Origin of the sequence: Rheinheimera mangrovi, assembly GCF_003990335.1 — a bacterium.
Lineage (GTDB): Bacteria > Pseudomonadota > Gammaproteobacteria > Enterobacterales > Alteromonadaceae > Pararheinheimera > Pararheinheimera mangrovi.
Window position 1 is genome coordinate 680,383 of record NZ_CP034683.1, and the last position, 24,758, is coordinate 705,140.

23 protein-coding genes and 1 riboswitch are annotated in these 24,758 nt (G+C 46.6%); of the genes, 13 read left to right on the forward strand and 10 right to left on the reverse strand.

The features are described 5' to 3' along the window. The first annotated feature begins 27 nt into the window (after positions 1-27). A riboswitch (cyclic di-GMP riboswitch) is annotated at positions 28-111 on the forward strand. A 170-nt stretch (positions 112-281) separates the two neighbouring features. Then, positions 282-650 carry a DUF3718 domain-containing protein gene (locus EK374_RS03200; protein WP_127020075.1) on the forward strand — a complete coding sequence of 123 codons (369 nt, stop codon included), beginning with the start codon at positions 282-284 and terminating at the stop codon, positions 648-650. A 51-nt stretch (positions 651-701) separates the two neighbouring features. Here the strand turns inward: EK374_RS03200 and rsmD are convergent, their stop codons facing one another. After that, positions 702-1,298 (reverse strand): 16S rRNA (guanine(966)-N(2))-methyltransferase RsmD, encoded by a 597-nt coding sequence (gene rsmD / locus EK374_RS03205; RefSeq protein WP_127020077.1) that lies wholly within the window; start codon positions 1,296-1,298, stop codon positions 702-704. Positions 1,299-1,382: 84 nt separating this feature from the next. Here rsmD and ftsY point away from each other — a divergent pair, with 84 nt between their 5' ends. The 3 genes from ftsY to ftsX are packed head-to-tail and all read left to right on the forward strand — an operon-like array spanning position 1,383 to position 4,230. Beyond that, complete coding sequence (gene ftsY, locus EK374_RS03210) at positions 1,383-2,567, forward strand: signal recognition particle-docking protein FtsY (RefSeq protein ID WP_127020079.1); 1,185 nt, start codon at positions 1,383-1,385, stop codon at positions 2,565-2,567. 2 nt (positions 2,568-2,569) lie between these two features. Further along, complete coding sequence (gene ftsE / locus EK374_RS03215; RefSeq protein WP_127020082.1) at positions 2,570-3,253, forward strand: cell division ATP-binding protein FtsE; 684 nt, start codon at positions 2,570-2,572, stop codon at positions 3,251-3,253. Then, on the forward strand, positions 3,250-4,230 hold the full coding sequence (gene ftsX / locus EK374_RS03220) for a permease-like cell division protein FtsX (RefSeq protein ID WP_127020084.1): 981 nt from the start codon (positions 3,250-3,252) through the stop codon (positions 4,228-4,230). Before ftsE ends, ftsX begins: the two co-directional genes overlap by 4 nt. 14 nt (positions 4,231-4,244) lie before the next feature. Here ftsX and EK374_RS03225 read toward each other — a convergent pair whose 3' ends face one another. Continuing rightward, positions 4,245-5,465 (reverse strand): EAL and HDOD domain-containing protein, encoded by a 1,221-nt coding sequence (locus EK374_RS03225; protein ID WP_127020085.1) that lies wholly within the window; start codon positions 5,463-5,465, stop codon positions 4,245-4,247. Between the two features lie 213 nt (positions 5,466-5,678). Here EK374_RS03225 and rpoH point away from each other — a divergent pair, with 213 nt between their 5' ends. Further along, positions 5,679-6,533 carry an RNA polymerase sigma factor RpoH gene (rpoH, locus tag EK374_RS03230; RefSeq protein ID WP_127020086.1) on the forward strand — a complete coding sequence of 285 codons (855 nt, stop codon included), beginning with the start codon at positions 5,679-5,681 and terminating at the stop codon, positions 6,531-6,533. 69 nt (positions 6,534-6,602) lie between these two features. Here the strand turns inward: rpoH and EK374_RS03235 are convergent, their stop codons facing one another. The 3 genes from EK374_RS03235 to gpmM are packed head-to-tail and all read right to left on the reverse strand — an operon-like array spanning position 6,603 to position 10,360. Continuing rightward, a complete protein-coding gene (locus tag EK374_RS03235) occupies positions 6,603-7,652 on the reverse strand; it encodes a divergent polysaccharide deacetylase family protein (RefSeq protein ID WP_127020088.1) in 1,050 nt (349 codons plus the stop codon). Between the two features lie 3 nt (positions 7,653-7,655). Then, the gene (locus EK374_RS03240) at positions 7,656-8,819 is read right to left on the reverse strand and encodes a murein hydrolase activator EnvC family protein (RefSeq protein WP_233280324.1); all 1,164 of its coding nucleotides are present in this window, start codon (positions 8,817-8,819) and stop codon (positions 7,656-7,658) included. Continuing rightward, a complete protein-coding gene (gene gpmM / locus EK374_RS03245; RefSeq protein WP_127020092.1) occupies positions 8,819-10,360 on the reverse strand; it encodes a 2,3-bisphosphoglycerate-independent phosphoglycerate mutase in 1,542 nt (513 codons plus the stop codon). The genes EK374_RS03240 and gpmM overlap by 1 nt, the downstream gene beginning before the upstream one ends. A 177-nt stretch (positions 10,361-10,537) precedes the next feature. Here gpmM and EK374_RS03250 point away from each other — a divergent pair, with 177 nt between their 5' ends. The 4 genes from EK374_RS03250 to gpsA are packed head-to-tail and all read left to right on the forward strand — an operon-like array spanning position 10,538 to position 12,769. After that, positions 10,538-10,966, forward strand: a complete 429-nt coding sequence (locus EK374_RS03250) for a rhodanese-like domain-containing protein (protein WP_127020094.1) — start codon at positions 10,538-10,540, stop codon at positions 10,964-10,966. Positions 10,967-10,985: 19 nt separating this feature from the next. Continuing rightward, complete coding sequence (grxC, locus tag EK374_RS03255; RefSeq protein ID WP_127020096.1) at positions 10,986-11,243, forward strand: glutaredoxin 3; 258 nt, start codon at positions 10,986-10,988, stop codon at positions 11,241-11,243. Positions 11,244-11,295: 52 nt separating this feature from the next. Then, positions 11,296-11,769 carry a protein-export chaperone SecB gene (secB, locus tag EK374_RS03260; RefSeq protein ID WP_127020098.1) on the forward strand — a complete coding sequence of 158 codons (474 nt, stop codon included), beginning with the start codon at positions 11,296-11,298 and terminating at the stop codon, positions 11,767-11,769. Position 11,770: 1 nt separating this feature from the next. Beyond that, positions 11,771-12,769 (forward strand): NAD(P)H-dependent glycerol-3-phosphate dehydrogenase, encoded by a 999-nt coding sequence (gene gpsA / locus EK374_RS03265; protein ID WP_127020102.1) that lies wholly within the window; start codon positions 11,771-11,773, stop codon positions 12,767-12,769. A gap of 808 nt (positions 12,770-13,577) precedes the next feature. Here gpsA and EK374_RS03270 read toward each other — a convergent pair. Together EK374_RS03270 and trmL are read right to left on the reverse strand one after the other, a co-directional pair. Next, complete coding sequence (locus EK374_RS03270; RefSeq protein ID WP_127020104.1) at positions 13,578-17,456, reverse strand: EAL domain-containing protein; 3,879 nt, start codon at positions 17,454-17,456, stop codon at positions 13,578-13,580. An 84-nt stretch (positions 17,457-17,540) separates the two neighbouring features. Next, entirely contained in the window at positions 17,541-18,008 is a 468-nt protein-coding gene (gene trmL, locus EK374_RS03275; protein ID WP_127020106.1) for a tRNA (uridine(34)/cytosine(34)/5-carboxymethylaminomethyluridine(34)-2'-O)-methyltransferase TrmL, read from the reverse strand. 84 nt (positions 18,009-18,092) lie between these two features. On the opposite strand from trmL, the gene EK374_RS03280 reads away from it, so the two are divergent. Further along, positions 18,093-19,025, forward strand: coding sequence for a cation diffusion facilitator family transporter (locus EK374_RS03280; protein WP_164731811.1), 933 nt, complete (start codon positions 18,093-18,095; stop codon positions 19,023-19,025). On the opposite strand, the gene EK374_RS03285 is transcribed toward EK374_RS03280, so the two are convergent. From EK374_RS03285 to EK374_RS03295, 3 genes are read right to left on the reverse strand one after another with little or no spacing between them, the layout of a single operon-like run. Next, on the reverse strand, positions 18,981-19,985 hold the full coding sequence (locus EK374_RS03285) for an alpha/beta fold hydrolase (protein WP_127020110.1): 1,005 nt from the start codon (positions 19,983-19,985) through the stop codon (positions 18,981-18,983). The two genes, EK374_RS03280 and EK374_RS03285, sit on opposite strands and share 45 nt — an antisense overlap. A 10-nt stretch (positions 19,986-19,995) precedes the next feature. Next, positions 19,996-21,357: an ATP-binding protein gene (locus tag EK374_RS03290; protein WP_127020112.1), complete on the reverse strand. Its 1,362-nt coding sequence runs from the start codon at positions 21,355-21,357 to the stop codon at positions 19,996-19,998. After that, on the reverse strand, positions 21,357-22,052 hold the full coding sequence (locus tag EK374_RS03295; RefSeq protein WP_127020114.1) for a response regulator transcription factor: 696 nt from the start codon (positions 22,050-22,052) through the stop codon (positions 21,357-21,359). Before EK374_RS03295 ends, EK374_RS03290 begins: the two co-directional genes overlap by 1 nt. Positions 22,053-22,201: 149 nt before the next feature. Here EK374_RS03295 and EK374_RS03300 point away from each other — a divergent pair, with 149 nt between their 5' ends. The 3 genes from EK374_RS03300 (at position 22,202) to EK374_RS03310 (ending at position 24,497) form a co-directional block, all read left to right on the forward strand. Further along, complete coding sequence (locus EK374_RS03300; protein WP_127020116.1) at positions 22,202-22,657, forward strand: Spy/CpxP family protein refolding chaperone; 456 nt, start codon at positions 22,202-22,204, stop codon at positions 22,655-22,657. 81 nt (positions 22,658-22,738) lie between these two features. Next, positions 22,739-23,269: an RHS repeat-associated core domain-containing protein gene (locus EK374_RS20730; protein ID WP_267898335.1), complete on the forward strand. Its 531-nt coding sequence runs from the start codon at positions 22,739-22,741 to the stop codon at positions 23,267-23,269. Between the two features lie 77 nt (positions 23,270-23,346). Next, a protein-coding gene (locus tag EK374_RS03310) for an IS3 family transposase (RefSeq protein ID WP_127019331.1) occupies positions 23,347-24,497 on the forward strand; the annotation gives its coding sequence in 2 pieces (ribosomal slippage) (positions 23,347-23,584 and positions 23,584-24,497; 1,152 coding nt in all). Positions 24,498-24,758 lie beyond the last annotated feature (261 nt).

Below are 24,758 nucleotides of genomic sequence, written 5' to 3' on the forward strand. Positions count from 1 at the left end.
AAAAAGCAGTCACTGCTTAGAATGCGCGCGCTCGAAAGGCAAGTCTCCCGAAAGGGAGTACACGCAAAGCTGCAGATCTAAGGGGAAACCTATGATGGCTGGGCTGCCGTAATCTGATGATTACGTAGGACGCATCTACGCCAGCTCGCTGGTATCAAAGCTCCTCCTTTCGTGTTCGCTGATAAACAACGGCAAACATACTGTTGTTGAAGTTTCAGCCTGTTTATACAGACCAATCAGCCTGATTTTTAGATCAGTGTTAGCCAACACCGGAGCTTGTTATGAAATTTAAGTTTGTTGCTTTAATCGCTATCGCCGCTGTGCAATTTGTTGCACCAACTGCCTCAGCTAACGACCAGATTGTTCAGTCAATCTGTGCTTATGTGGCCGATAACAACAAAAACGACCTGCGTAAAGCCTTGTCAGACAACCGTCTGCGTTTAAAAAGCGTTTATGATGGTATCGTTTGTGACGGTTTACCTTTAGTGCGTCATGCTATCAAACACAATGCAGCTGATACTGCTGAGTTTATCATCAAGCAGTTGCCAGGCAGCCATGTTGCTAAATCAGGTGACTTAGAGTGGGCTACAAGCAATGGTTTTGCTGCTTCGCCAATTCTGGAAGCTATCAAAGCCCGTAGCGCAAGCTAATCGAATTTTATGTAGAAAAGGCGCCTGATGGCGCCTTTTCTGTTTTCAGCTTTAAGGTTGTTGCCAGAGCCGGTAAGCCAATTGCCCTGCCACTTTTTCCTTTAATAACAGCCAATTTGCAGGAAGCTGATCCAAAGCCAGTTCTTTTTCTGTTTCCAGATAAATCAGCGCACCGGGTTTGAGCCAACCCTGTTCAGCCAAAGCTTTGCAGCAAGGCAGTGCCATATCCTGACGGAAAGGTGGATCAATAAAAACCAAGTCAAATTGACGCTGCGCTGGTTTTTGTAACCACACCAAGGTATCTGTCTGCAAAACTTCTGCTTCTGTACTACCAAGGCTTTTGACATGTTGTTTCAGTAAATTTGCTGCTTTGGCTTCCTTTTCCAGCAACAAAACAAAATCGGCATAACGCGATAAAGCTTCTAAACCCAAACTACCACTACCGGCAAAACAGTCCAGCACAGTACTGCCAGCCACATCCTGCATCAGCCAATTGAACAGAGTTTCTTTGACTCTGTCTGAAGTTGGTCTCAACCCTGCTGCATCCAAGACTGGTAAACGCCGGCCTTTCCATTTGCCACTAATCAGCCTGACAAAACCTGGCCCCTGATGTGCCGGAGCTGTACTGCGGCCCTTTGCTGTTTTCATTGAGTATTTTTGTCCTGCATCTTAAAGATGGTACTATATAGGTCAATTTTACCTTAGTTTTCGGATCTTCTGGCAGCGACCTTTATGACAAAGCAAAATAAACTCTTCTCCTGGCTTGGTTTTGGTAAAAAAACAGAAGCTGCACCTGTTGAAACTGCAGTAGAACAGCAGAGTAAGCCGGCAGAACAACAGACGGATACTACAGCTGAAGCTGCTGCGATTGCAGAAGTGACTGAAGTAACAGTAGCTACAGAAGAAGTACTTGAGCCTGAAGCCCAACAATCAGAGGCGGCCGCTTTAGCTACTGTTGCACCTGTGGTTGAACTGCAACCTCAGCCTGCTGAACGTCCAGGTTTTTTTGCCCGCTTAAAGCAAGGCTTAACTAAAACCAGCCAGAATTTAGGCAATGGCTTAGCTAGTTTGTTTTTAGGTAAAAAAATTGATGACGATTTATACGAGGAATTAGAGACTCAGCTGTTAATGGCCGACGTAGGTGTAGATACCAGTCAGAAACTGATTAAACAGCTGGTGCAACATGCCAATCGTAAACAGTTAAAAGATGCTGATGCCTTGTTCGATAAACTGCAACAGGAAATGGCGATGTTGCTGGATGATGTTGAGCAACCGCTGCAACTAGAAGGCGCTGATGGTCCTTTTGTGATTCTGATGGTCGGTGTGAATGGTGTAGGTAAAACCACCACTATTGGCAAAATGGCGCAGCAGTTTAAGCAACAAGGCAAATCAGTGATGTTAGCCGCTGGCGATACCTTCAGAGCTGCAGCTGTCGAGCAGTTGCAGGTATGGGGTGAGCGAAATGCAATTCCTGTGATAGCGCAGCACAGTGGTGCCGACAGTGCTTCAGTGATTTTTGATGCCTATCAGGCAGCCAAAGCCCGTGGTATTGATGTATTGATTGCGGATACCGCAGGTCGTCTGCAAAACAAAGCTCATTTAATGGAAGAGCTGAAAAAAATTGTCCGGGTGATGAAAAAAATCGATGCCAACGCCCCACATGAAGTGATGCTGACACTGGACGCTGGCACAGGACAAAATGCATTAAGTCAGGCACGCTTATTTAAAGAAGCAGTGGATATTAGTGGCATCAGCTTAACCAAGCTCGATGGTACAGCCAAAGGTGGTGTGATATTCGCAATCGCTGACCAGTTTAAATTACCTATCCGCTACATTGGTGTGGGTGAGGGGATAGATGACTTGCGGGTATTTGATAGTAAAGATTTTATTAAGGCATTGTTTGCCAGGGATCTCTGATTATGTTGCGTTTTGAGCAAGTCACAAAAAGTTATAGCGGTGGTTTTGTCGCGCTCGACAGGGTTAGTTTTCATCTGGAAAAAGGCGAAATGGCCTTTTTAACAGGGCACTCAGGCGCGGGTAAAAGTACCTTATTAAAACTGATCAGCCTGATTGAACGCCCAAGCACAGGCAAAGTCTTTATCAACGGCGTGGATTTAAGCCGGGTGAACAAAGGTCAGGTGCCTTATGTGCGCCGTGATATTGGTATGATTTTCCAGAACCATAAGCTGTTGATGAACCATAGCGTGTTCGACAATGTAGCATTGCCTCTGGTGATTGAAGGTTTCAGCGGCAAAGACATGACCAAAAGAGTGCATGCAGCTTTGGATAAAGTAGGGCTGTTGGATAAGGTGCGCTGTCTGCCTCACACTTTATCCGGTGGTGAGCAGCAAAGGGTCGGTATAGCCCGTGCTGTCGTCAATCGCCCACCTTTATTGTTAGCCGATGAACCCACAGGTAATCTGGATCCTGATTTATCCAAAGACATTATGAACGTATTCGAAGCCTTTAATCAGGTGGGCGTGTCTGTATTGATTGCCAGTCACGATTTAAGTCTATTGGCCCGGATGCGTTACCGTACCCTGACTTTAAAAAATGGCCGCATGATCAACGATGGCTTAACGTCCTATGGAGCCGACGAATGAGTATTTTATTTCAGGGCCGTGCGACAGGGGCTACTGCAGTGAAGCAAAGCTTGTGGAACAGATTTGTGATGTTTTGGGTGCATCATATTCGCCAGGCTCTGACCAGTTTAGGTGAAATATGGCTGACTCCGGCTTCGTCTTTATTAACAGTTGCAGTGCTTGGCGTGAGTTTAACTTTACCTGTAACTTTGCATTTAATGGTAAAAAACCTGCAGCAGGTCAGCACCAGTGTGGATCAGGCGGCGCAAATCAGCTTGTTTTTAAAAGCAGATACCAACGAAACTCAGATTGCAGAACTGATAGCTTTACTACAGGCTAACCCTGAAGTGGCTGATGTGCAGTTTATTGATAAAAGTCAGGCGCTGGCTGAGTTTACCGCTGAATCTGGTTTCGGCGATGCGTTAAGTTATATTGAAGAAAATCCGTTACCTCATGTCATGTTGGTTAGTCCGAAAAATACCTCCAGCGTCGCAGCTTCTGCTTTACTGACTGCGCTGCAGCAGGAACGTTATGTTGAGTTGGCGAAACTGGATATTGGCTGGTTAGAACGATTGGATGCTATTGTCAGCTTAGTACGTCAGGTGGCTATTGCTGTCGCTTTGCTGCTGATGGTCGCCGTACTTCTGGTGGTGGGTAATACCATTCGGCTGATGATCCTGAATAAAAAAGACGAAATTGAAGTGATGAAACTGGTGGGCGCTACCAATAGTTATATCCAGCGTCCATTTTTATATACCGGTATCTGGCTTGGTTTTTTTGGCGGCATCCTGACCTTTTTAATAGAAGAAGTACTGCTGTGGTGGTTAAAACAGGCGATCGCCAGTGTGACCCAGTTGTACGAAAGCAGCTTTACTTTACAGCCGCTTAGTCTGGCCGAATTAGGTTATTTATTGCTGGTAGCAGTAACATTGGGGTTTTTAGGCTCCTTTTTGGCTGTGCGTCGCAATATCAGCCAGATTGAAGCAACAGGACTTTAATTGAATACCGGGGGTTAATGTTGTTGCACTGCCAGCAAACGTTGCCCCCATTCCACAGCTTCAAAATACACCAGATTTAAATCTACGGTATCGGGCACCATGCGGGATGACAGTTCTGTTTGCTGCTGCCACAAACCACGCTCAAAAGTGCGTTCAACCGTCAGATATTCTGCCAGCACACCTTTGTTTTCCAGCAATGCTACTTTTATTTCCGGCAGCAACGGTAGCTGGGCCAACAATTCTTCCAATGGTTGCTCGAGCAGTGCATCAACCAAAGAAAATAAACCTGTTAAAAAAGCCGCTGGTGGATTTTCTTTGTCACCGCGAATATTAGCCAACCGGTCACAAAAACGTGCACGGATCAGTGACATGACTAACAACTCATCCGATTGGCCTTCTGCCAGATTGGCTAATGCCAGCAGGGAAATAAACTTTTTCAGTTCAGCTTCACCCATATACACCATGGCATGTTTCAATGAACCTATACTTTGTTTACGGGCAAAGTTGACGCTGTTGATAAAACGCAGCAGCTTGTAGGACATATCCAAATCGCGTTCTACTATGGCGGCCAGTCCGTCAAAATCTAACTGTATTTTGCTGGACTCGCTGATCAGTGCCAGCAGGTTTAACTTGTTACTGCCAATCTGTTTGTGTTTAAGCATTTCCGGGTGGGCAAAAAAGTAGCCCTGATATAAATCAAACCCCAGCTGCTTCAGTTGTTCGTATTCATCTGCGGTCTCTACTTTTTCCGCCAGTAAGGTCACAGGGTATTTAGCTATACGGCGCAGATATTTACTGATCTGCAGTATATTAAACATCCGCACATCCACCTTAATAATGCTGATATAAGGTAAAAACACATCCCACTTGGTGTCAAAATCATGATCGTCCAGCGCAAGGCGGTAGCCCATCTTATGTAGCTCTTTGCAGGCAGTCAGCAGCTCATCACTGATAGGCACGGTTTCGAGAATTTCGATCACCATACTGTTGGGGTCAATGGAAGTGGGGAAGTGGTGGATAAGTGTATCTGCCGAAAAGTTAATAAAAGCTTGCTTGCCGCCAGTGATCTTTTCAACCCCTAATAACAGATGATGTTGAGTGATCAGTTTCGACGTGGCTTCGTCGGCATCAATATTTGGAAAACAGTTGTCCACACCGTCACGAAATAGCAGCTCGTATCCTGTTACGGATTTTTGACGATCAAAAATAGGCTGACGGGCGACATAACAATACATAGAAGTGCCTTAAGTGGATTTTATTTTTTTTCATTACCAGTGTGCGTAGGTTCTAAATTTATCATATAAGAAAACTGGTTGTTTATATATGAATTGATATTATTAAAAAACAGGGCTTATACAATTCAGATCTTAAAAGACCGAAATTTTTTTTAGCACTCTCTATCAAAGAGTGCTAAGATTTGGGCCAATTACGCAATTAGGGGAAATGACATGACTCAGGCTTCACAAATGATGAATCTGACAGTGGCTGGAAGTGGCAGCCTAGAAGCTTACACTCATGCGGTAAGTACTATCCCAATGCTCACAGCAGAAGAAGAACGTTCTTTAGCTGAAAAATTACAACAAGACGGTGATTTAGAATCAGCCCGTGTGCTGATTATGTCTCACCTGCGATTCGTAGTGCATATTGCCCGCAGCTATTCAGGTTATGGTTTACCTATCAGCGACTTAATTCAGGAAGGCAATATAGGCCTGATGAAAGCTGTAAAACGTTTTGACCCTTCTGTCGGTGTGCGCTTAGTGTCTTTTGCAGTGCACTGGATCAAAGCTGAAATTCATGAGTTTGTGCTGAAAAACTGGCGTATTGTTAAAGTGGCCACCACCAAGGCACAACGTAAGCTGTTCTTTAATCTGCGTAAAGCCAAAAAGCATTTAGGCTGGTTCAGCAAAGAAGAAGTGCAAAACGTGGCGGATTCCTTAGGTGTTCCTGTGCACGAAGTGCTGGAAATGGAATCCCGGATGAGCAATCACGATATGCCTTTTGATGCTTCTGATGATGAAGACGAAAGCAATTACACTGCGCCGGTATTTTATCTGCAGGATAAAGGCTCAGATTTAGCCAACCGTATTGAAGAAGATCAATGGGATAATGCATCAGTCGATCGTCTGCAAGCAGCAGTACGTACACTGGATGATCGTAGCCAGGATATTATCCGTGCCCGTTGGTTAGATGATCAGAAACTGACATTGCAAGAATTGGCTGACCGTTACCAGGTGTCTGCTGAGCGTGTACGTCAGTTAGAGAAAAACGCGATGAAGAAACTGCAGGCTGCAATGGCTGCTTAATGTTTCTTCCCCGTAAAAAAGCCCTGATACATATCAGGGCTTTTTGCTTTTTATCTGCAGCATTTTTAGTTAAAAACTACTTCCTAGCTGATAAAAGGGCAAAGACTTTACTGGTTTTTTAGCTGGTTCTGGCAAAGCCCAGGGTTTTTGTATCAATACCTGAACTGGTGTGATTACGGCTAATGTCATAGGGTTCAGCAGCTCTGGTATGTCCCATTGCTGGCTATACATGGCAATAATAGCTGCAGGCTCTTCAATGGCTGGCACAAACACCGGCTCTGGAGTCTGTGTTTTTACTGTTGTATTCATTGCTTTGTTCTCTATGCCATTCACAAGCGTAACTTGGACCGGATCTCGTTCAGGCAAAGTTAAAGGTATATCTGCGGTTTGTGCTGCTGTCATCACCGAATAGTCGGCTGGCAGCAGTGCAGATAACTTGACCACTTCAATGCCTTGTGTTGCTAAATCGGCTAAGTGCTTTTTCAGATAGGCATAAGTTTCAGGGTAAGGATGGCCAATAGCTATCGCATACTGATGCTGTTTAGCCAGTTTGATCATCAGCTTAAATTGCTTATCCAAAGCCTGGTATGAGCGATCGTTATCCAAAAAGACCTGACGGGTCAGTAGTGGCATTTGATGTTTTTTTGCATAAACACCAGCCTGACTGCGTGCAGTGGTTTTACTGTCGAGGAAAAAAAGCTGACGTTTGGCAATATACCCCAAAGTCCAGTCCATCACGTCGGCCTGCTCTGTGAAGTAACTGCCCATATGGTTGTTAACGCCTATGGCATAAGGTACATCAGCAAAAGCAGCCTGTAATTTATGCTCAATCTGAGAGCGGCTCATTGTGATTTTTAATGCATTTTTACTTAAATCGGCCCGACGTGCAGACTCCATTGGCATATGCAAAATCACATCTCGTTGCTTCTTATACGCAGCTTTGGCCACTGCATTGCTGTGGGGTGTATGCGGGATCACGGCAAAGGTCAGATCATAAGGCAATTCCAGCAGCTTGTAGTCAATCTGATGGTAACCAATATCATCAATCACAATAGCCACTTTAGCGGCAACAGAGGGTAAGCTGCAAAGCGCAAAAGCCAAGCTTAATAGATACTTCATTGACTAAGATCCTGCGCGTTTCTGTAACCAGGTAATAGGGTTAATTGCCGTACCTTTTTGCCGGATCTCAAAATACAATCCGGCTTGAGCCTGACCACCACTAGCTCCGACTAAAGCCACTGCTTCGCTGGCATTCACTGCTTCACCTGGTTTTTTTAATAAGGTTTGATTGTGGCCGTACAAGCTCATCACACCATTGCCATGATCCAATACGATCACCCAGCCATAACCTTTGAGCCAGTCGGCATAAATGACTTGACCATCAGCCACTGCTTTTACTTTTGAGCCTTCCGCCGCTGCTATTAAGATGCCGCGCGAACTGACACCGGCCAGACGTTTTTCACCATAACCCTGTAAAATATCACCTTGCACAGGCCAGGGTAATTTGCCTTTGGTTTTTGGCAAATTGATCCGTTTTTTTGCCGCGATAGCTGCAGCTTTTAATTTACCTAAGGTGTTTTGCAGGCTTTGTTCGTTTTGTTTCAGGTAGTCCAGTTGCTGTTCCTGATCCGTTAAAAAACTCTTCATTTTTTTCACTGAAGCCAACTGACTGGTTTTTGCTTCTGTCAGTTCTTGCTGCTGTTCTTTCAACTGGGCCTGTAATTCTTGCTGTTGTTCTGCTTTATCCTGTAACTCCAGCTCAACTTGCTTTAGCGAGTCCGCCGTTTGTTTAATTTTTTTGATCTGCTGCATACGTGCCTGATTCAAGTACTGATAATAAGTCAGTACCCGTTCCAGCTTATTACTGTCTTGCTGGTTCAGCAGCATTTTGGTGTAATCATGTTCGCCAGTAACAAAAGCGCCCTTAAGTTGTTGTGCGAGTAAGGATTTTTGTAATTCGAAACTTTGTTGCAGTTGCTGCTGCTCTAATTCCAACTGCTGTTGTTGTTGCAGTACTTTGGCAAGTTCTTCATTACTTTGTCGAATTTGTTGTGCAAGCTTGGCCAGTGATTGGTCTGCCGATTTCAACAAATCCTGTGCTTTGGTAAAAGCTTTTTGTTGTTGCTTCAGTTCTTTTTCGGTTTGCTGAATTTTTCCTTTGAGCTGCGACAGTTCCTGCTGCACCTCTTTTTGATCCTGAGCCGCGACTGTTGCTGTGCCTAAACAGAGCAGCAGAGCTAAGCTCTGCTGCATCCTTATTCTAAAGTTGACGAGTCGTACTGGCATTAATTTGTCTTCATCAAAATTTTGCCTGTCATTTCAGCAGGGATAGGCATGCCCATTAAGTGCAGCATAGTTGGAGCTATATCACTTAAAATACCGCCTGAAGTCACTGCGGCGTTGCGGCCCACATAAATTAGTGGTACCGGATCGCTGGTATGGGCGGTGTGAGCCTGACCCGATTCCGGATCCATCATTTGCTCTGCATTACCATGGTCGGCGGTAATTAAACATTCTCCGCCCACTTGTTGTAATGCTTCAACCACTCGGCCAATGCAGTGATCGACGGCTTCAACTGCCTTAATTGCGGCAGATAAAATACCGGTATGACCTACCATATCACCATTTGGATAATTACAGATGATCACATCAAACTCGCCGCTGTGAATGGCTCCCACCAGTTTGTTGGTCAGTTCGGTGGAATTCATTTCTGGCTGCAAATCGTAAGTGGCCACATTAGGCGATGGCACCAGAATACGTTGTTCACCGTCAAATACATCTTCACGGCCACCGCTAAAGAAAAAGGTCACATGGGCATATTTTTCAGTTTCGGAAATACGTAACTGGGTTTTCTGGTGTTTTGCCAGCCATTCACCCAATACGTTGTCCAGGCTTTCTGGTGGATAAGCACAAGGCGCTTTAATATCGGCAGCGTATTCGGTCAACATCACAAAGCTTGCCAGTTGAGGCTGATACTCGCGGGCGAAACCTGCGAAGTCCGCATCAATAAAAGCGCGGCTGAACTGACGAGCACGGTCGGCACGGAAGTTCATAAAAATCAGGCTGTCGCCATCCTGCATTTTAATTACATCGCCAGCAGCATTTTTAACGGCGGTCGCTTTAACAAATTCGTCATTTTCATCACGGCTATAAGCGGCTTTTAGTGCATCCACTGCAGTAGTGGCTGTAAACAATGCCTTGCCCTGAGTTAACAAGTCATAAGCCGCTTGCACACGATCCCAGCGTTTATCGCGGTCCATCGCAAAGTAACGGCCAATCACAGAGGCAACCTGGCCTACACCTATAGCTTTAAAGTGATCTTCCACCCGTTGCAATGAGGCTTCCGCACTGCGTGGTGGGGTGTCACGGCCATCTAAAAAGGCGTGCAGATAGATTTCAGTCGCGCCTTGTTGTTTGGCTAAATCAATCATCGCAATAATATGATCTTCGTGACTATGCACGCCACCTGGCGATAACAAGCCCATCAGATGCACAGCTTTGCCATGGCGCACTGCAGCTTGTGTCGCTTCAACCAGCACTGGGTTGGTAAAGAAATCACCATCGTCAATAGCTTTGGTGATTCGGGTAAAATCCTGATACACCACGCGGCCTGAGCCTAAATTGACATGACCTACTTCAGAGTTACCCATCTGACCATCTGGCAAACCGACATCCAGACCAGAGCCTGAGATCAGCGTATGAGGATACTCTGCCCATAACTTGTCCATTACTGGGGTATTGGCTTGTAAAATGGCGTTGGAGTCACGTTCTTCTCTGTATCCCCATCCATCCAATATCAGTAAGACTAACGGCTTTTTCGGCTGCATCTGGTAAGCTCCGTATCTTGTTGCTTGATCATCGTTTTGTTTGCCTATCTTACCTTGTTTTTCCTGTGAAAACAGTGACGAAATAGTACGGATAGGGCTTCAATGCTGCATTCTTTTATCAAACTAGGTATACTCGGCCGCAAAGTTTTGCTCCTGAAATGAAACAGAATGGTGTTTATGCAGCAATATATTGATTTTTTAAGTAATCATCCGTATCTGACGGCCGCTTGGGTGGCGTTATTTTTAGCCTTAATCGTCAGCTGGATTAAGTCGTTAACTTCGTCAGTAAAACAAATTACTCCCACCCAGTTGACGCTGATGGTGAACCGGGAAGATGCAACAGTCATCGACATCCGTGCGGAAGCAGATTTTAAAAAAGGTCATATCACCGGCGCCCGCCATCTGACAACGGAACAAATCAACACCCAAGCCGTTGCAGGACTTGAAAACAAAAAAGACGCACCCATCATAGTAGTCTGTCAGGCTGGTATGTCTGCACAAGGCGCAGCCGCTACGTTGTCCAAACAAGGCTTTACTAAGGTCTTTGTTTTGCAGGGCGGCATGAGTACCTGGACAGGGGCAAACCTGCCTCTGGTTAAAAAGTAAAACGTAAGTCGGAGCTCTGATGGCACAAGTCACTATTTACACTAAGGCCTATTGTCCTTATTGTGTTCGCGCTAAGGCGTTATTAAGTCAAAAGGGCGTTCAGTTTGACGAGATTAAAATCGACGAACAGCCAGAGTTGCGTCCAGCCATGATTGAACGGGCCAATGGCCGTACTACAGTACCGCAAATTTTTATTGGCGATACTCATGTAGGTGGTTGTGACGATCTTTTTGCACTGGAAAATGCCGGTACTTTGAATTCGATGCTCTCTGCCTGATTGCAGCGAGCTATCCAGCTATCACTAAATATTATTAAAACTAGGATTTATCATGGCCGAACAACAAGCCGCGGAACAATTTGCCATCCAGCGTATTTACGTCAAAGACATTTCTTATGAGTCACCTAACGCGCCGGCAATATTTCGCAAAGAGTGGCAGCCAGCTATTCAATTAGATTTGGACACTCGCAGCGAAAAGTTAGACGACAATACGTTTGAAGTGGTGTTATCTCTGACCGTGACCGCCCGTATCGAAGAAGAAGTGGCGTTTTTATGTGAAGTGCAGCAGGCTGGTATTTTCAGCGTACCAGCGCTGGAAGATGCACAAATGGCGCATATGTTAGCGTCTTTCTGCCCCAATATTCTGTTCCCTTATGCCCGCGAAGCGGTGTCTAACCTGGTGAACCGCGGTACTTTCCCACAATTAAATCTGGCACCTGTGAATTTTGATGCCTTATTTGCTCAATATGTACAAAAACGTCAGGCTGAAGCTCAGGCCCAGCAAGGCGTAGAACTACAGTCTTAAGATGAACGCTGCAATTGCTGTGTTAGGGGCGGGCTCGTATGGGACCGCCCTTGCTATTTCGCTGGCCCGTAATGGTAATCCAACTCTGTTGTGGGGCCGGAACGCTGATGATATTCGTGTGATGACCGAACAGCGGATGAATCAGCGCTATTTGCCGGACATCCGCTTGCCGGATTCTTTGGCTGTGACTGATGATCTGGCGTACGCAGTAGGGTCATGCCGGGATATTTTATTGTCCGTGCCCAGTCATGCTTTTGCTGACACCTTAAGAGATATTAAGCCTTTTCTTCAGCATAATGCCCGTGTCGCCTGGGCAACAAAAGGTTTAGAGCCTGAAACTGGCCGCTTGCTGCAAGATGTCGCCAAAGAAATTCTCGGCGAAGAAGTGTCCTTAGCTGTGTTGTCAGGTCCAACCTTTGCTAAAGAATTGGCCAAAGGTTTGCCTACAGCTATTTCTTTATCCTCCACAGATCCTGAATTTATTACCACCTTATCCGACTTATTGCATTGCACTAAAACATTCAGGGTTTATACCAATCCTGATTTTATTGGCGTGCAACTCGGTGGTGCGGTGAAAAACGTTATTGCTATAGGTGCCGGTATGGCCGATGGTATTGGCTTTGGTGCTAATGCCCGTACAGCTTTAATTACCCGTGGTTTAACGGAAATGTGCCGTTTAGGTTGTGCCTTAGGTGCGAAAAAAGAAACCTTTATGGGCATGGCGGGTTTAGGTGATTTAGTTTTAACCTGCACAGACAACCAGTCCCGCAACAGACGCTTTGGTTTGTTGTTAGGTGAAGGCAAAGGTGTAGACGAAGCCATGACAACCATAGGTCAGGTGGTGGAAGGTTACCGTAATGCCAAGGAAGTCTTTAATCTGGCGCAACGTGTCGGTGTAGAAATGCCTATTACCGAGCAAATTTACCAGGTGTTGTATCAGGGCAAAGATGCGCGTTTGGCGGCGATGGATCTACTAGGCCGTGAAAAACGCGACGAATAGTTTAGCCGTCGTACTTGAAGCTGCAGCTTTGTTGGCTGCACGCTTTCGCTCCAGTAACATAGTGAACTATGCGCCTGGGGTCTCGTTCATTTGTCGCCTAGCTGCAACACCAACTACTTAGGGTAAACGGCCGTCGTACTTGAAGCTGCAGCTTTGTTGGCTGCACGCTTTCGCCCCAGTCACATAGTGAACTATGCTCCTGGGGTCTCAATCTCTTGCCGCCTCGCTGCAACTCCAACTACTTAGGCTAAAAGTCCCCGTCGTATTTGGCGCCGCAGCGTTGTTGCCTGCATTCTCTCGCCCCAGTCGCATAGACTGCTATGCTCCTGGAGTCTCGTTCATTTGTCGCCTAGCTGCAACACCAACTACTTAGGGTAAACGGCCGTCGTACTTGAAGCTGCAGCTTTGTTGGCTGCACGCTTTCGCTCCAGTAACATAGTGAACTATGCTCCTGGGGTCTCGTTCATTTGTCGCCTAGCTGCAACACCAACTACTTAGGGTAAACGGCCGTCGTACTTGAAGCTGCAGCTTTGTTGGCTGCACGCTTTCGCTCCAGTCGCATAGACTGCTATGCTCCTGGGGTCTCGTTCATTTGTCGCCTAGCTGCAACACCAACTACTTAGGGTAAACGGCCGTCGTATTTGAAGCTGCAGCTTTGTTGGCTGCACGCTTTCGCTCCAGTAACATAGTGAACTATGCTCCTGGGGTCTCAATCTCTTGCCGCCTCGCTGCAACTCCAACTACTTAGGCTAAAATACCCCGTCGTATTTGAAGCTGCAGTAACGGGCTGGGATAAACCAAGCCCCTACTACTCTGTCCTTGGCTCTTTATCCAGTAGCAAGGCGATTTGTTCTGGCTGGACTGGTGGGCTAAACAGATAACCTTGCACTACCTGACAGCCCATTACATGCAGTAGATAAGCCTGCATTTCAGTTTCTACACCTTCTGCCACTACTGCTATTTTCAGATAACCGGCCAGCCGGATTATGGTGGACGTAATATTCCGGTCTTGTTCGGACATATCCATATCCTTGATAAAAGCCCGATCGATTTTTAAGGTGTCGATAGGGAACCGCTTCAGGTAACCCAAAGACGAATAACCAGTACCAAAATCATCCAGCGCCAGAGTAAAACCTATAGCTTTAAGTTGATGCATCACCTCAAGGCAGTGTTCAGCATCACGCATCATGGCTGTCTCTGTGATTTCCAGCTCCAGTAAACTGGCGTCCAGCTTATAGTGCTGCAGTTCCTGTTGTAAGAAGTCCAACAAGTCAGGCTGTTGTAGTTGCTGCACCGACAGATTCACCGCAACCCGGCCTCGCATCCGGCCTTGTTGTTGCCATTGCTGAATTTGAGCACAAACCTGACTGAACACCAGACGGTCCAGTTGAATGATCACGCCATTTTCTTCAGCAATAGGAATAAACATCAGAGGGGAAACCATGCCTCTGGCCGGATTATGCCAGCGGCATAAGGCTTCATACCCTACTATGGTATTGCTGCCGACATTGTATTTAGGCTGATACACCACTTTAAATTCGCCTTGACTGATACCGCGCCATAAATCGCTTTCCAAAGCCAAATATTCAGGAGTGCGTTGCAGCATTTTGTCATTAAAGAACTGAGCGTTGTTACGGCCCATTTGTTTAGCATGGTGCAGTGCCGTATCCGCGCTGCGTAATAAAATGTCAGAAGAGCGGCCATCGTCAGGGTAGATTGCTATACCAATACTGGCGGTCAGAGTGATTTCCAAATCGCCCAATGCCAGCGGCTGGCGGATTTGCAGCAGCAATTGCAGACTCAGGCGATTCAGCAACAGATCAAATTGTTCGACACTAAAATGCGATGGCACCAGAATGGCAAACTCATCCACGCCTAATTTCGCCAGAATATAGCCAGACGGTAGTTGTTTTTGCAGGCGTTCAGCGACCATCTGCAGCAGCATATTGCCACTGTCATGGCCTAATGAATCGTTAATTTTGGCGAAGCGGTCTAAATCGACCAGTAATACAGCAAAGTGAGGAAAACGGCTGCTGCAGCTGAAAAAGGCTCTGTCCAGATGCTCCAGAAATAAAGCACGGTTAGGTAATTGGGTTAACGGATCACGAGTGCTTAGTTTACGTAGTTCCCGTTCATTCAGCTTGCGGTTAGTCACATCGGAAAATATCGCCAGATAGAGTTTTGGTTCCAGCGCACCTTTCCCTGATAGTAAGGTAATAGCTAAGGATAAAGCAAAGCTATCGCCATTGGCTTTTTTACTCCAGACCTCACCACGCCAGAAGCTGAACTGCTGCAACTGTTGAACTATGGTTTTCAGCAGTTCTGTCTGATGGCCCTGGGCTGTGTATAGTTGTAAAGTTTTACCTTCTATCTGGGTAACGTCGAAGCCTGTGATCTGACAAAAGGCCTGATTCACTTTTTCAATCCGAAGTTGCTCGTCGCCTAACCAGACTGCATCCTGAGTATTGTCGAACAGGGAGCTAATCATCAGCTGTTGCTCCAGACTTTGATGCAAGCGGTTTTGATGCACACGGTAGCGCCATAACAGCAAAGCAAGCATGACCACGGATACAAATAACATCAACCACAACCAGCTCTGCTGGATCCACCAGTAGCGGTTAAACTGCAACTGGTAATCGCCAGCCTGCTGCCAGCTCAAACCATCCTGACTGGCTTCGACAGACAGCTGATAGTCGCCGCTGTTGTCCAGTTGCAGTTTGAATTGTCGTTGTGGGTAAGTCAGCATCACCGCAGGAGCTTTATCCAGACTGTAGCGAAAGTAGTTCCATTGTTTGCCTGCCGTTGGGTAGTGGCTCAAACGAAACTGTAGTTGTGGCCCCCAGCTGTCCAGTTGTAATAGGTGGTCCTGTTGTTTCAGGTGTTGGCCATTTTCCGCAAGCAGTTCAATGCGTAATGGATTGGCTATTGTTGCAGCGTATTGTTGATCCAACGGCAGCTGGTAGTGACCAATGGAGCTATTGATCTGTAGCTGATGATCCACTAGTTGAACCTGAAATGGCAGTAATTGTTCGCCCTGGTTCAATTGCCATTGCAGCAAAGACTGATCGGCCAGATGAAGTAAGTTTAACTGCTGTCTGGACCAGAGCCAGAGATGCTGGTCCTGCTTCAGCATATGCAGCTGTTGCCAGGGAACCTGCCATTTATTCTGCAATAACAGGGTTAGCTTGGTTGTATTGCGTTGAACTTCGTAGTGATACAGCTGATCGGGTGTCAGCAGCCATAACTCTTGTTGCTCTGGGACTAAATCCTGTATCTGTCGCACATCCAGGCAGGGTGGTGCAACACAAGGGCCTACATCATAGGTGCGCAGTTGCTGCTCTGCCAGTTGATAAGAATAAATCCTGTTGCTGCCGGTCAACCATAACTGTCCTGAATGGTAACGCAGTAAAAACCAACTGGCTTGATCACTGAGTAGAACCGGGCGTTCAGAGCTCTGATCCCATTGCCATAATCCTTGATTGGTCAGATACCAAAATTGCTGTTCAGACAGGGCCACATCCAGCACTGCATCTTGTAGCGGCAACCAATTGGCCGTGGCGTCGTCGTAACGCCAGATTTGCTGGCCGACCCAGACAAAATACTGTTGTTGATACCAGAATTTTTTTAGCTGCTCCAATGCAAAGGGAAAGACTAGCGTTTGCTTCTTATTTTGCTCTGGTGTCACCCGCGTAAGCTGTTGTTGTTCTAATTGCCAGCTTTGATTTGTATTGTCCCATAACAGAGTTTTATCTGTTGGCTGAACTGTTAAAGCAGAAGCTTGCGCCAAAGCTAAAGCGCCGGCTGAGTCTGCCAACCAGATATTCTGATGGCGATCGGCGAAGAGCTGCACCCAAGGCTGAGCCAGTTGTTGCGTTTGCCAGCTTTTGTTGTCTTTTTGATAAAGATAAAGTTTCTGTGCAGAGAGCAGCCATACCTGGCCTAAAGGGTCTACTTCCATAGCTGTGGCGTAAAAGTTCTCAGGTGTAGCTACACGCTGCGGCTGTTGTTCTTTTAGCTGATAGAGTGTTTGATTTTGTACCAACAACCACAGCTGTTGATCAGGTCCTAAAGCTAAATCGGTTTGCTGAGGCAAATTCACCGGGTAATGTTGCCAACTTTGGCTGACTAAATCATAACGGGCCAATTTGGCGTCTTTCGACCATAACCATAAATGTAAGCCATCACTGACCCCCTGAGCCCAGCCTGCTGCTGTGCTGCTGCCACGCCACAATAGTTTGGCGTCTGTGGATTCAACCGACCATTGCCAGATTTCCTGTTCAGTCAAAATCAACGGAATAGAGTTGCCGGATAAGAACAGCCCTTTGATGGCTTCTTTACTTTGCCAAATTTGACGGAATTCACCGCTTTGTTGTTCAAACAGCCAAAGCTGGTCGACACTGGCCAGCCATAATCTATGCTGGTCCAGCGTCAGCAACTGCACTAAAGATTGAGTTTGTAATTCACCGGGCAAGGTGTAGGACTGATGATCATGGCCGTCAAAACGGTGCAGTTGAGTGCTGGTACTCCACCACAACAACCCCGATTTATCTTGAGTAAAGAGCTCAATGGCTAAATGCTGTGACTGGCGGGAATGCACCATAGGCTGCACCTGCAAATAGGCATGAATACCATTGCTGCAGCATAACAGCCAAAGCGCCAGACAAAATTTAAGGCAACGCAGCAGCATCTGAATTCATTCCCCGGGCAATTTTTTAAGACAAATCAGCAAGCTGAGTAACACTATAGCTCTATGTTTTCAAGCTTGGCAAACTCAGGGTCTGGCACCTGCATAACCCAGTTGGCGCCAGGATTCATAAACAAATACTGAGACTGCATTAGACAAGTTCATCGAACGGCTGTCCGGTGTCATCGGAATTCGCAGCCACTGCTCTTTGGGCAAGGTGGCCAGTAAATCTGCAGGTAAACCACGGCTTTCCGGCCCAAATACCAGTGCATCGCCTAATTGGTATGCCGCATCACTGTGGTGATTACTGCCTTTGGTGGTGCAGGCGAAAACCCGGGTTGGTTTGACGTCAGTTAAAAAGGCAGCAAAGTTGGCATGACGTTTCACATCGGCAAATTCATGATAATCCAGGCCCGCTCTTTTAATGCGTTTGTCATCCCAGGCAAAACCCAATGGCTCAATTAAATGCAGGCGAAAGCCTGTATTGGCACAAAGGCGGATAATATTGCCGGTATTAGGCGGAATTTCAGGTTCATATAACACTATGTCTAACATGATGATTTCCAATTTTTTAAGCACTGTGAGTGTATCAAAATTGGCGTACAATGCCTATGGATGCAGATAACGAATGAGGCTGACATGAGTACTGTGAACAACCAAATAACACAGAATACTGATTATCAACTTTGGGTGAAACGTTCGGGTTATCTGACGCTAACTATTGCTTTAACTATTCTGCTGCTGAAATTCAGCGCTGTAATGGCGACCAACTCCAGCTCGGTGCTCGCTTCCTTTACTGATGCATCCATGGATTTACTGGTTTCTGTACTGAATTTTGCCGTGCTGCGTTATGCCCTGCGGCCCGCTGATGACAACCATGGTTTTGGCCATGGCAAAGCTGAAGCCGTGATGGCCTTGTTGCAGGCCGCATTTTTAACTGGTGCTGCTTTACTGCTGCTGACGCAAACCTTCAGCCGTTTTAATCAGAATGAAGCGGTACAGCAACTGGAGTTCGGTATGTGGATCACCGTGCTTTGTGCGCTGTTAACTCTGACTCTGGTACTTGCCCAGCGCTGGATTATCCGGCGCACCGGCTCTTTAGCTGTCAAAGCCGATTTGTTGCACTACCGCAGTGATTTACTGATGAACCTGCTGGTTCTGGCCGCGTTGTTTCTCGCCAGTCAAAACTTCCTCTGGGTGGATAATCTGGTGGCTGTATTGATCTGCGGTTATTTACTTTACAGTGCCTTTGAACTTGCCAAAGAAGCGCTACAACATCTGTTGGATGAGCAATTACCTGCTGATCAGTTACTGCGTATAGAGCAGACCTTGCTGACGCAAGCTGAAATACTGGCGGTAGAACAGTTAAAAACCCGTCAGGCCGGCCCTGATGTATTTATTCAGCTGAGGCTGGTATTGCAGGATGATTTATCTCTGCTGGCCGCTCATGCCATAGTCGATCAAGCCGAGCGACAGTTGATGGCTTTGTATAAACAGGCCGAAGTTATTATTCATGCTGAACCCTATTCAGAGTCCGAGCTGAAGCACAAAGCGATGGAGTGCGCTGAATAACTGATTACGCAGCGGGTCGCTTTCAAAAATAATCTCATGCAAAGCCCCCTGGATCGTCACCAGTTCACAAGGTAGCCCTTGTTGTGAATGTTTCTGCTGATACAGCTGCTGCATTTGGTTATCTACCACAGGGTCTGCTGTTGCCTGCACAATCAACTGGGGTAAAGCCAGAGCCGGAGCCTGTTGCAACGCTTTGATGGCCAGCAAGGATTGTTCTAACCAACGGCTGGATACCCCACCTAATTGCAGTTCAGCCTGTGTTTGATACAACTGCCGAAACTGCTGATAACGAACGAGGCTGTGAGTCAGATGATTGCCGCTAAAAGGCTTATCCAGATAAGGCTTCTGGCCAGGAAAGTAGCAAGCTTGGTTAGCGCATAAGCTATGTAACTTTGCGATCAGATGCACCAGCACAGTGGCGACAACTTTTGGCAAAGGTTTTGTTTGAATGCCAAACATAGGTGAGCAATACACTACACCGCTAAAACCGTGTTTACTATGTTGCTGCAGATAACGGCATAAAATGGCACTCCCCATGGAATGTGCTAACCCCAGCAGCGGAGCTTGTTGCTTTGGCACTATATGGTGCTGTAACCAGAGTGCAAAATCCTGCACATAATGCTGAAAATCAGCCACATCGCCTAAATGCCGATCTGCACTGATCCTGTCCGACAACCCCTGACCTCTGTGGTCAATCAAATGCACAGTAAAACCTGCCTGATACAAATCAAAACAGAATTCCTGGTACTTCTGAGCGGCCTCAATACGGCCGGGGGACAGCACTATTTCAGCTCGCGGCTCAGGATGGCGGAAGCTACTGTAATAAAGCTGCCTTTGATCAAAACTGAAAAAAGACCGATGTTGGCCTTGTTGCCAGAACTGCTGCAAAACAGGCAATGCGTGCTGCAATTGCTCCTCAGTAAAACGGGCTGACAGAGTATTAAAAGATGCTGCAGACAATTAACGATCCTTAATGGGGCAAAGGTAACAAAATACGGATCAATAAACCGCCGGTTTCAGGTACCGAAGCACTGATACTGCCTTGATGTTGCCGTATCGCAGAGGCTGCTATAGCCAAACCAAGGCCTGTACCATTCTGATGTTCCCGCACTGCAGATACGCGATAAAAAGGCGCAAATATATGCGATAAACTATCCAAAGGTACGCCGGGTCCTTCGTCCTGAATAAGTAGCTCAAGCTGTTGTTCGTGCTGCTTTAATGTGCATAAAATCAGGCTTTCTGCCGGGCTGTATTTAATGGCGTTGCGCAGCACATTTTCAATAGCCCGGCCTAATAGACGTTGATCGGCGTCCAGCCAGCATTGTTCAGGCGCATTGAGGTGCACTTGCTGTTGTTTGGCATCAGCTTCGAGCTGATTTAACTCAATAATGGCATAAAGTAACTCAGTTAAATCCAGCTTTTGTTTTTCCAATGGATACTGGCCTGCATCCAGCCGGCTGAAGGTTAATAGTTCGTCCAGCAGCTGGTCCAGCAGTTTTAACTCCATTTCAATACGCTGCAGTTGCGGATGGTCACCCTGACGTTGTTGCAGAGCGAGCGCCAGTTGTGAGCGGGTCAGCGGAGAGCGCAATTCATGCGACACATCCCTCAGTAACCGTTGTTGATTATGGATCAGGTCTTCTATCTGAGCGGCCATGGTATTAAAACCCCGGCCTAAGTCACCCAGCTCATCTTTACGGGCGGCCAGCGCATTGACTCTGTTATCCAGTTCGCCCTGGGCAAATTTTAAATGACTGCTACTCAGTTCGCGTAAAGGTCGGGTGATAGACAAGGCCAGAATTAAGCTCGCTACAGCAGAGACGGCTAGCAATAACATCAATAAAAAGCCTTCCGGCAGCGCATGGAATTGCCACCAGGCTTGTTCAGGCCGTTGTTTTAATTGAAATAGCGCGAGGTTTTTGTGGGAAGCGATAATGAGCAAAGGCCCCGTCACAAAAGTGTTTTTATGCACCAGCATACGGGGTCTGTTCAGTTGCGACAGCTCCGTCAGCCAGTTGGGGTCAAAATTAGCGGGCAATGCATCCGGATTTAGTAGCTGATTATTGTCTACATCTACCATCAGCCACCGACCTTTGTATTTGCGTTCTAAATCGCGCTGTAAGGTGGTGAGGTTAGCAAAAGGCTGAAAATGCTCTTTCAGGTGCCTGAACTGCTCAGCGACGGGATGAGGTAAGCGCCGTATTTCGGTTTGTTCAGGCCAGCCTCTTGCCAATAAAATTGCGCTGGCCACAGCCACTGATAACACCAGCCAAAACCATAAAAAGATGCGGCCAGCCAGATAGTTCACCGGATTACAGCGCGACCAGTTCATCAATGTTCACCTTGTAACAACAAATAACCTAAGCCTCTTAAGGTCTGAATTTTTTCACTTTCATCATACTGGGCAATTTTTTTGCGGATGTTACTGATATGCATATCGAGGCTACGGTCATACAGTTGCAGTCTTTTGCCTAAAGCCAGCTGGCTTAAATCTTCTTTACTGACGACGTCACCGGCATGACGCATTAGCAGCTCTAGAATTTGGTATTCGGTGGCTGTTAACACCAGTGGATTGTCCAGTACGTAGATCTGCCGTTTGGCGCTGTCGAGTCGTAGCTGATTGACCTGTAAAGAACTGGACTGTGGTTGCTGTTGTTGTTGTACCAGTTCAACCCGGCGCAAGATGGCTTTTATGCGAGCGACCAGTTCTCTTGGGCTGAAGGGTTTAGCCAGATAATCATCAGCCCCCAGTTCCAGACCAACCACCCGATCAATCTCGTCACCACGAGCTGTTAACATTAACACCGGGCAATAGCTGTGTTGGCGTAAAAGTTTTAATAAAGTTAAACCATCCATACCTGGCAACATAATATCCAATAACACCAGCTGAAAGGTATTGGATTTGGCAAGTTCAAGACCTTCCGGCCCTTGATGTACAGCAGTAAACTGATACCCGTCCAGTTGCAGATATTCTGCAACCAGCTGGGTCAGTGCTATGTCGTCATCAATCATCAATATAGAAGTCATTCTGGCTCCGGTGTGTTTTTTGCCAGTTTAAAAGACACGGCTATCTTGTTGCAGTCCTTTACACAACCTTTACGTTGGCTTTGCGCTGCTTTGCAATCAGTATCGTAAGCTATCACTGTCGCAATACAGCCCAAACGAGGAAAGACACTATGAAACATTCTACAGTGATTGCATTATTATTCAGTGGTTTATTGGCTGCAACCAGCATCAGCAGCTTTGCAGGTCCAGAACGTGGCCATCAAGGCCATGGCCCTGCAGCAGGTTTTCATATGAAAGCCTTAAAAGGTCTGGATTTGACCGATGCGCAAAAAGAGCAAATTAAAACTCTGATGGAGCAACACCGCGCCACTATGCCAAAACGTGATGAAGTGAAACCAGAGATGGATCAATTAAAAGCCCTGGTGCAGGCTGATAGTTTTGATGAAGCCGCTGTACGTGCTTTGTTAGAAGCCAAGCAGAAAGACAAGCTGGATCACGAAGTGGCCCGTGCGAAATTGCAGTTTGAGATCAACAAAGTGTTGACGGTGGAACAAAAAGCCAAATTGGCTGAACGTCAACAAAAATGGCAGGAAAAAGCCAAGGCAAGAGCCGAAGCCAAGTCTTAATATCGAATGATAATAAACGGCAGTCTGGTGAAACAGACTGCCGTTTTCCTATTTTGAGAGTCGTATTTCCTCTTTAAAGATATAGGGTTAACCTATATGCAGCAGCGGTATTATGACCCAGTGATTGGGCGGTTTTACAGCAATGACCCAGTGAGCTTCTCTGCGTCGGATCCGATGCTGTTTAATCGGTATGCTTATGGGAATAATAATCCATATAAGTACACGGACCCGGATGGAGAATTTGCAGTTCCAGCTGTTATAGCGTTTGCAGCGGTAGTTGGTGGCCTGATAGGCGGAGCAGCAGAATATATGTCTAATCCGAATGCAACAATGAAAGACATCGGAATCGCGGCTTTTGCTGGAGCCGCGGCTGGAGCTGCTACAGCAATACTTGGTATGGGGTTGGGAACGACCATTCTTGCCGGTGCTGGAGCAAATGGTGTTGCCGAAGCAGGAAAGCAATTGGCTACAACTGGAAGTATTAATAAGGAAGGGGCAGTAAAATCGCAACAGCTACTGCTACCGGAGCAGTTGGTGGCGCAGTTGGTAAGGCTCTTGGAGGTGCTGCACAACTTATTAGCGGTGCTAAAGGTTTGCCCAATAACACTATGACACAAGCAGCCAACTGAATCGACCAGAGTTTCCTAGACACAAAATAGCATTACAATGCAGTGTGTTAAGGGGGACAAATGACGACAAAACGGTTTCCAGAAGAATTTAAGATTGAAGCAGTCAAGCAAATTACGGAGCGCGGCCATTCTGTGGCGAGCGTTGCGAAGCGTTTAGACATCTCTACAAACAGTCTTTACCTGTGGCTTAAAAAATACGGCAGCAACAGCGAACATTATCAACAGGTTTCTGAGCAGGAAGCCAAGATCCGTGAGTTAGAGAAACAACTGAAACGGGTGACGATGGAACGCGATATATTAAAGGAGGCCGCCGTGTACTTTGCCGTGGAGTCAAAGAAAAGTACACGTTCATAAAATCCAGACTGGCTCACTATCCGGTGCAACTGATGTGTCAGGTGCTGAATATTCAGCGCAGCGGGTTGTATGCATGGTTAAAACAGCCACATTCTGGCCGGACCTTGGAAGACAACCGCTTGTTAGGGTTAATTAAGCATTCGTGGCTGGAAAGTGGCTGTGTTTATGGCTATCGCAAAGTCACCAGCGATTTGAAAGATTTAGGCGAACGATGCAGTAAAAACCGCGTGGCCAGGCTGATGAAGCAGGAAACGCTGAGTGCGCAAGTGGGATACCGCAGACGGAAAGGCCACTACCATGGCAAGCCTGCGGTGGTGGCGCAGAATGTGTTGCAACGCGAGTTTGATGTCACAGAACCGAATCGGGTTTGGGTCACCGATATAACTTACATCAAAACCCATGAAGGCTTTCTGTATCTGGCGGTCGTACTGGACTTGTTCTCGCGTCAGGTTGTTGGTTGGTCGATGCAGCCGAGAATGGATGCGGATGTGGTGCTCAAAGCGTTACTAATGGCGATCTGGCGCAGAAAACCCAAGCAGGAAGTCCTTGTTCATTCCGACCAAGGCAGCCAGTTTACTGGCTACGAATGGCAAGGCTTTTTAAAAGAACACAACCTCAAAGCCAGTATGAGTCGTCGCGGTAATTGCCATGACAATGCGTGTGCAGAAAGCTTTTTCCAGTTGTTAAAGCGAGAGCGGGTCAGGCGAAAAGTGTATGTAACCAGAGAAGAAGCGAAGTCGGATATCTTTAATTACATCGAAATGTTCTATAACATCAAACGCAAACATGGGTACAGTGGTGATCTGCCTCCTGCTGTATTTGAAAAGCAGTACTTTATGAGGCAACAAACTGTCTAAGAAAGTCTGGTCGATTCAAACAATATGACCGAATCCTCTTCACAAAGAGTGCTAGCAGGGTCTGCAGAATTAGCTACTAGTGTCAATCCAATGAAAGAGGCCGCGGTTGGGGCTGCATATGGTGCCGGTTCAATTTTAGGCGTTGCAGCGGGTGAACAATTTATAAAAGAGCAAAAACAGAATTAGACGATGCTGAATAAAAGAAAAAGTTTATCTGTAATTGGAAATAGTCCAATAAAAACGGCTATCAAAATGACAATC

What these genes read in the sequence shown, in the direction of transcription:
- EK374_RS03200 (WP_127020075.1), top strand. Translation starts at nt 282, where the DNA reads ATGAAATTTAAGTTTGTTGCTTTAATCGCTATCGCCGCTGTGCAATTT.
- rsmD (WP_127020077.1), bottom strand. Translation starts at nt 1,298, where the DNA reads ATGAAAACAGCAAAGGGCCGCAGTACAGCTCCGGCACATCAGGGGCCA.
- ftsY (WP_127020079.1), top strand. Translation starts at nt 1,383, where the DNA reads ATGACAAAGCAAAATAAACTCTTCTCCTGGCTTGGTTTTGGTAAAAAA.
- ftsE (WP_127020082.1), top strand. Translation starts at nt 2,570, where the DNA reads ATGTTGCGTTTTGAGCAAGTCACAAAAAGTTATAGCGGTGGTTTTGTC.
- ftsX (WP_127020084.1), top strand. Translation starts at nt 3,250, where the DNA reads ATGAGTATTTTATTTCAGGGCCGTGCGACAGGGGCTACTGCAGTGAAG.
- EK374_RS03225 (WP_127020085.1), bottom strand. Translation starts at nt 5,465, where the DNA reads ATGTATTGTTATGTCGCCCGTCAGCCTATTTTTGATCGTCAAAAATCC.
- rpoH (WP_127020086.1), top strand. Translation starts at nt 5,679, where the DNA reads ATGACTCAGGCTTCACAAATGATGAATCTGACAGTGGCTGGAAGTGGC.
- EK374_RS03235 (WP_127020088.1), bottom strand. Translation starts at nt 7,652, where the DNA reads ATGAAGTATCTATTAAGCTTGGCTTTTGCGCTTTGCAGCTTACCCTCT.
- EK374_RS03240 (WP_233280324.1), bottom strand. Translation starts at nt 8,819, where the DNA reads ATGCCAGTACGACTCGTCAACTTTAGAATAAGGATGCAGCAGAGCTTA.
- gpmM (WP_127020092.1), bottom strand. Translation starts at nt 10,360, where the DNA reads ATGCAGCCGAAAAAGCCGTTAGTCTTACTGATATTGGATGGATGGGGA.
- EK374_RS03250 (WP_127020094.1), top strand. Translation starts at nt 10,538, where the DNA reads ATGCAGCAATATATTGATTTTTTAAGTAATCATCCGTATCTGACGGCC.
- grxC (WP_127020096.1), top strand. Translation starts at nt 10,986, where the DNA reads ATGGCACAAGTCACTATTTACACTAAGGCCTATTGTCCTTATTGTGTT.
- secB (WP_127020098.1), top strand. Translation starts at nt 11,296, where the DNA reads ATGGCCGAACAACAAGCCGCGGAACAATTTGCCATCCAGCGTATTTAC.
- gpsA (WP_127020102.1), top strand. Translation starts at nt 11,771, where the DNA reads ATGAACGCTGCAATTGCTGTGTTAGGGGCGGGCTCGTATGGGACCGCC.
- EK374_RS03270 (WP_127020104.1), bottom strand. Translation starts at nt 17,456, where the DNA reads ATGCTGCTGCGTTGCCTTAAATTTTGTCTGGCGCTTTGGCTGTTATGC.
- trmL (WP_127020106.1), bottom strand. Translation starts at nt 18,008, where the DNA reads ATGTTAGACATAGTGTTATATGAACCTGAAATTCCGCCTAATACCGGC.
- EK374_RS03280 (WP_164731811.1), top strand. Translation starts at nt 18,093, where the DNA reads ATGAGTACTGTGAACAACCAAATAACACAGAATACTGATTATCAACTT.
- EK374_RS03290 (WP_127020112.1), bottom strand. Translation starts at nt 21,357, where the DNA reads ATGAACTGGTCGCGCTGTAATCCGGTGAACTATCTGGCTGGCCGCATC.
- EK374_RS03295 (WP_127020114.1), bottom strand. Translation starts at nt 22,052, where the DNA reads ATGACTTCTATATTGATGATTGATGACGACATAGCACTGACCCAGCTG.
- EK374_RS03300 (WP_127020116.1), top strand. Translation starts at nt 22,202, where the DNA reads ATGAAACATTCTACAGTGATTGCATTATTATTCAGTGGTTTATTGGCT.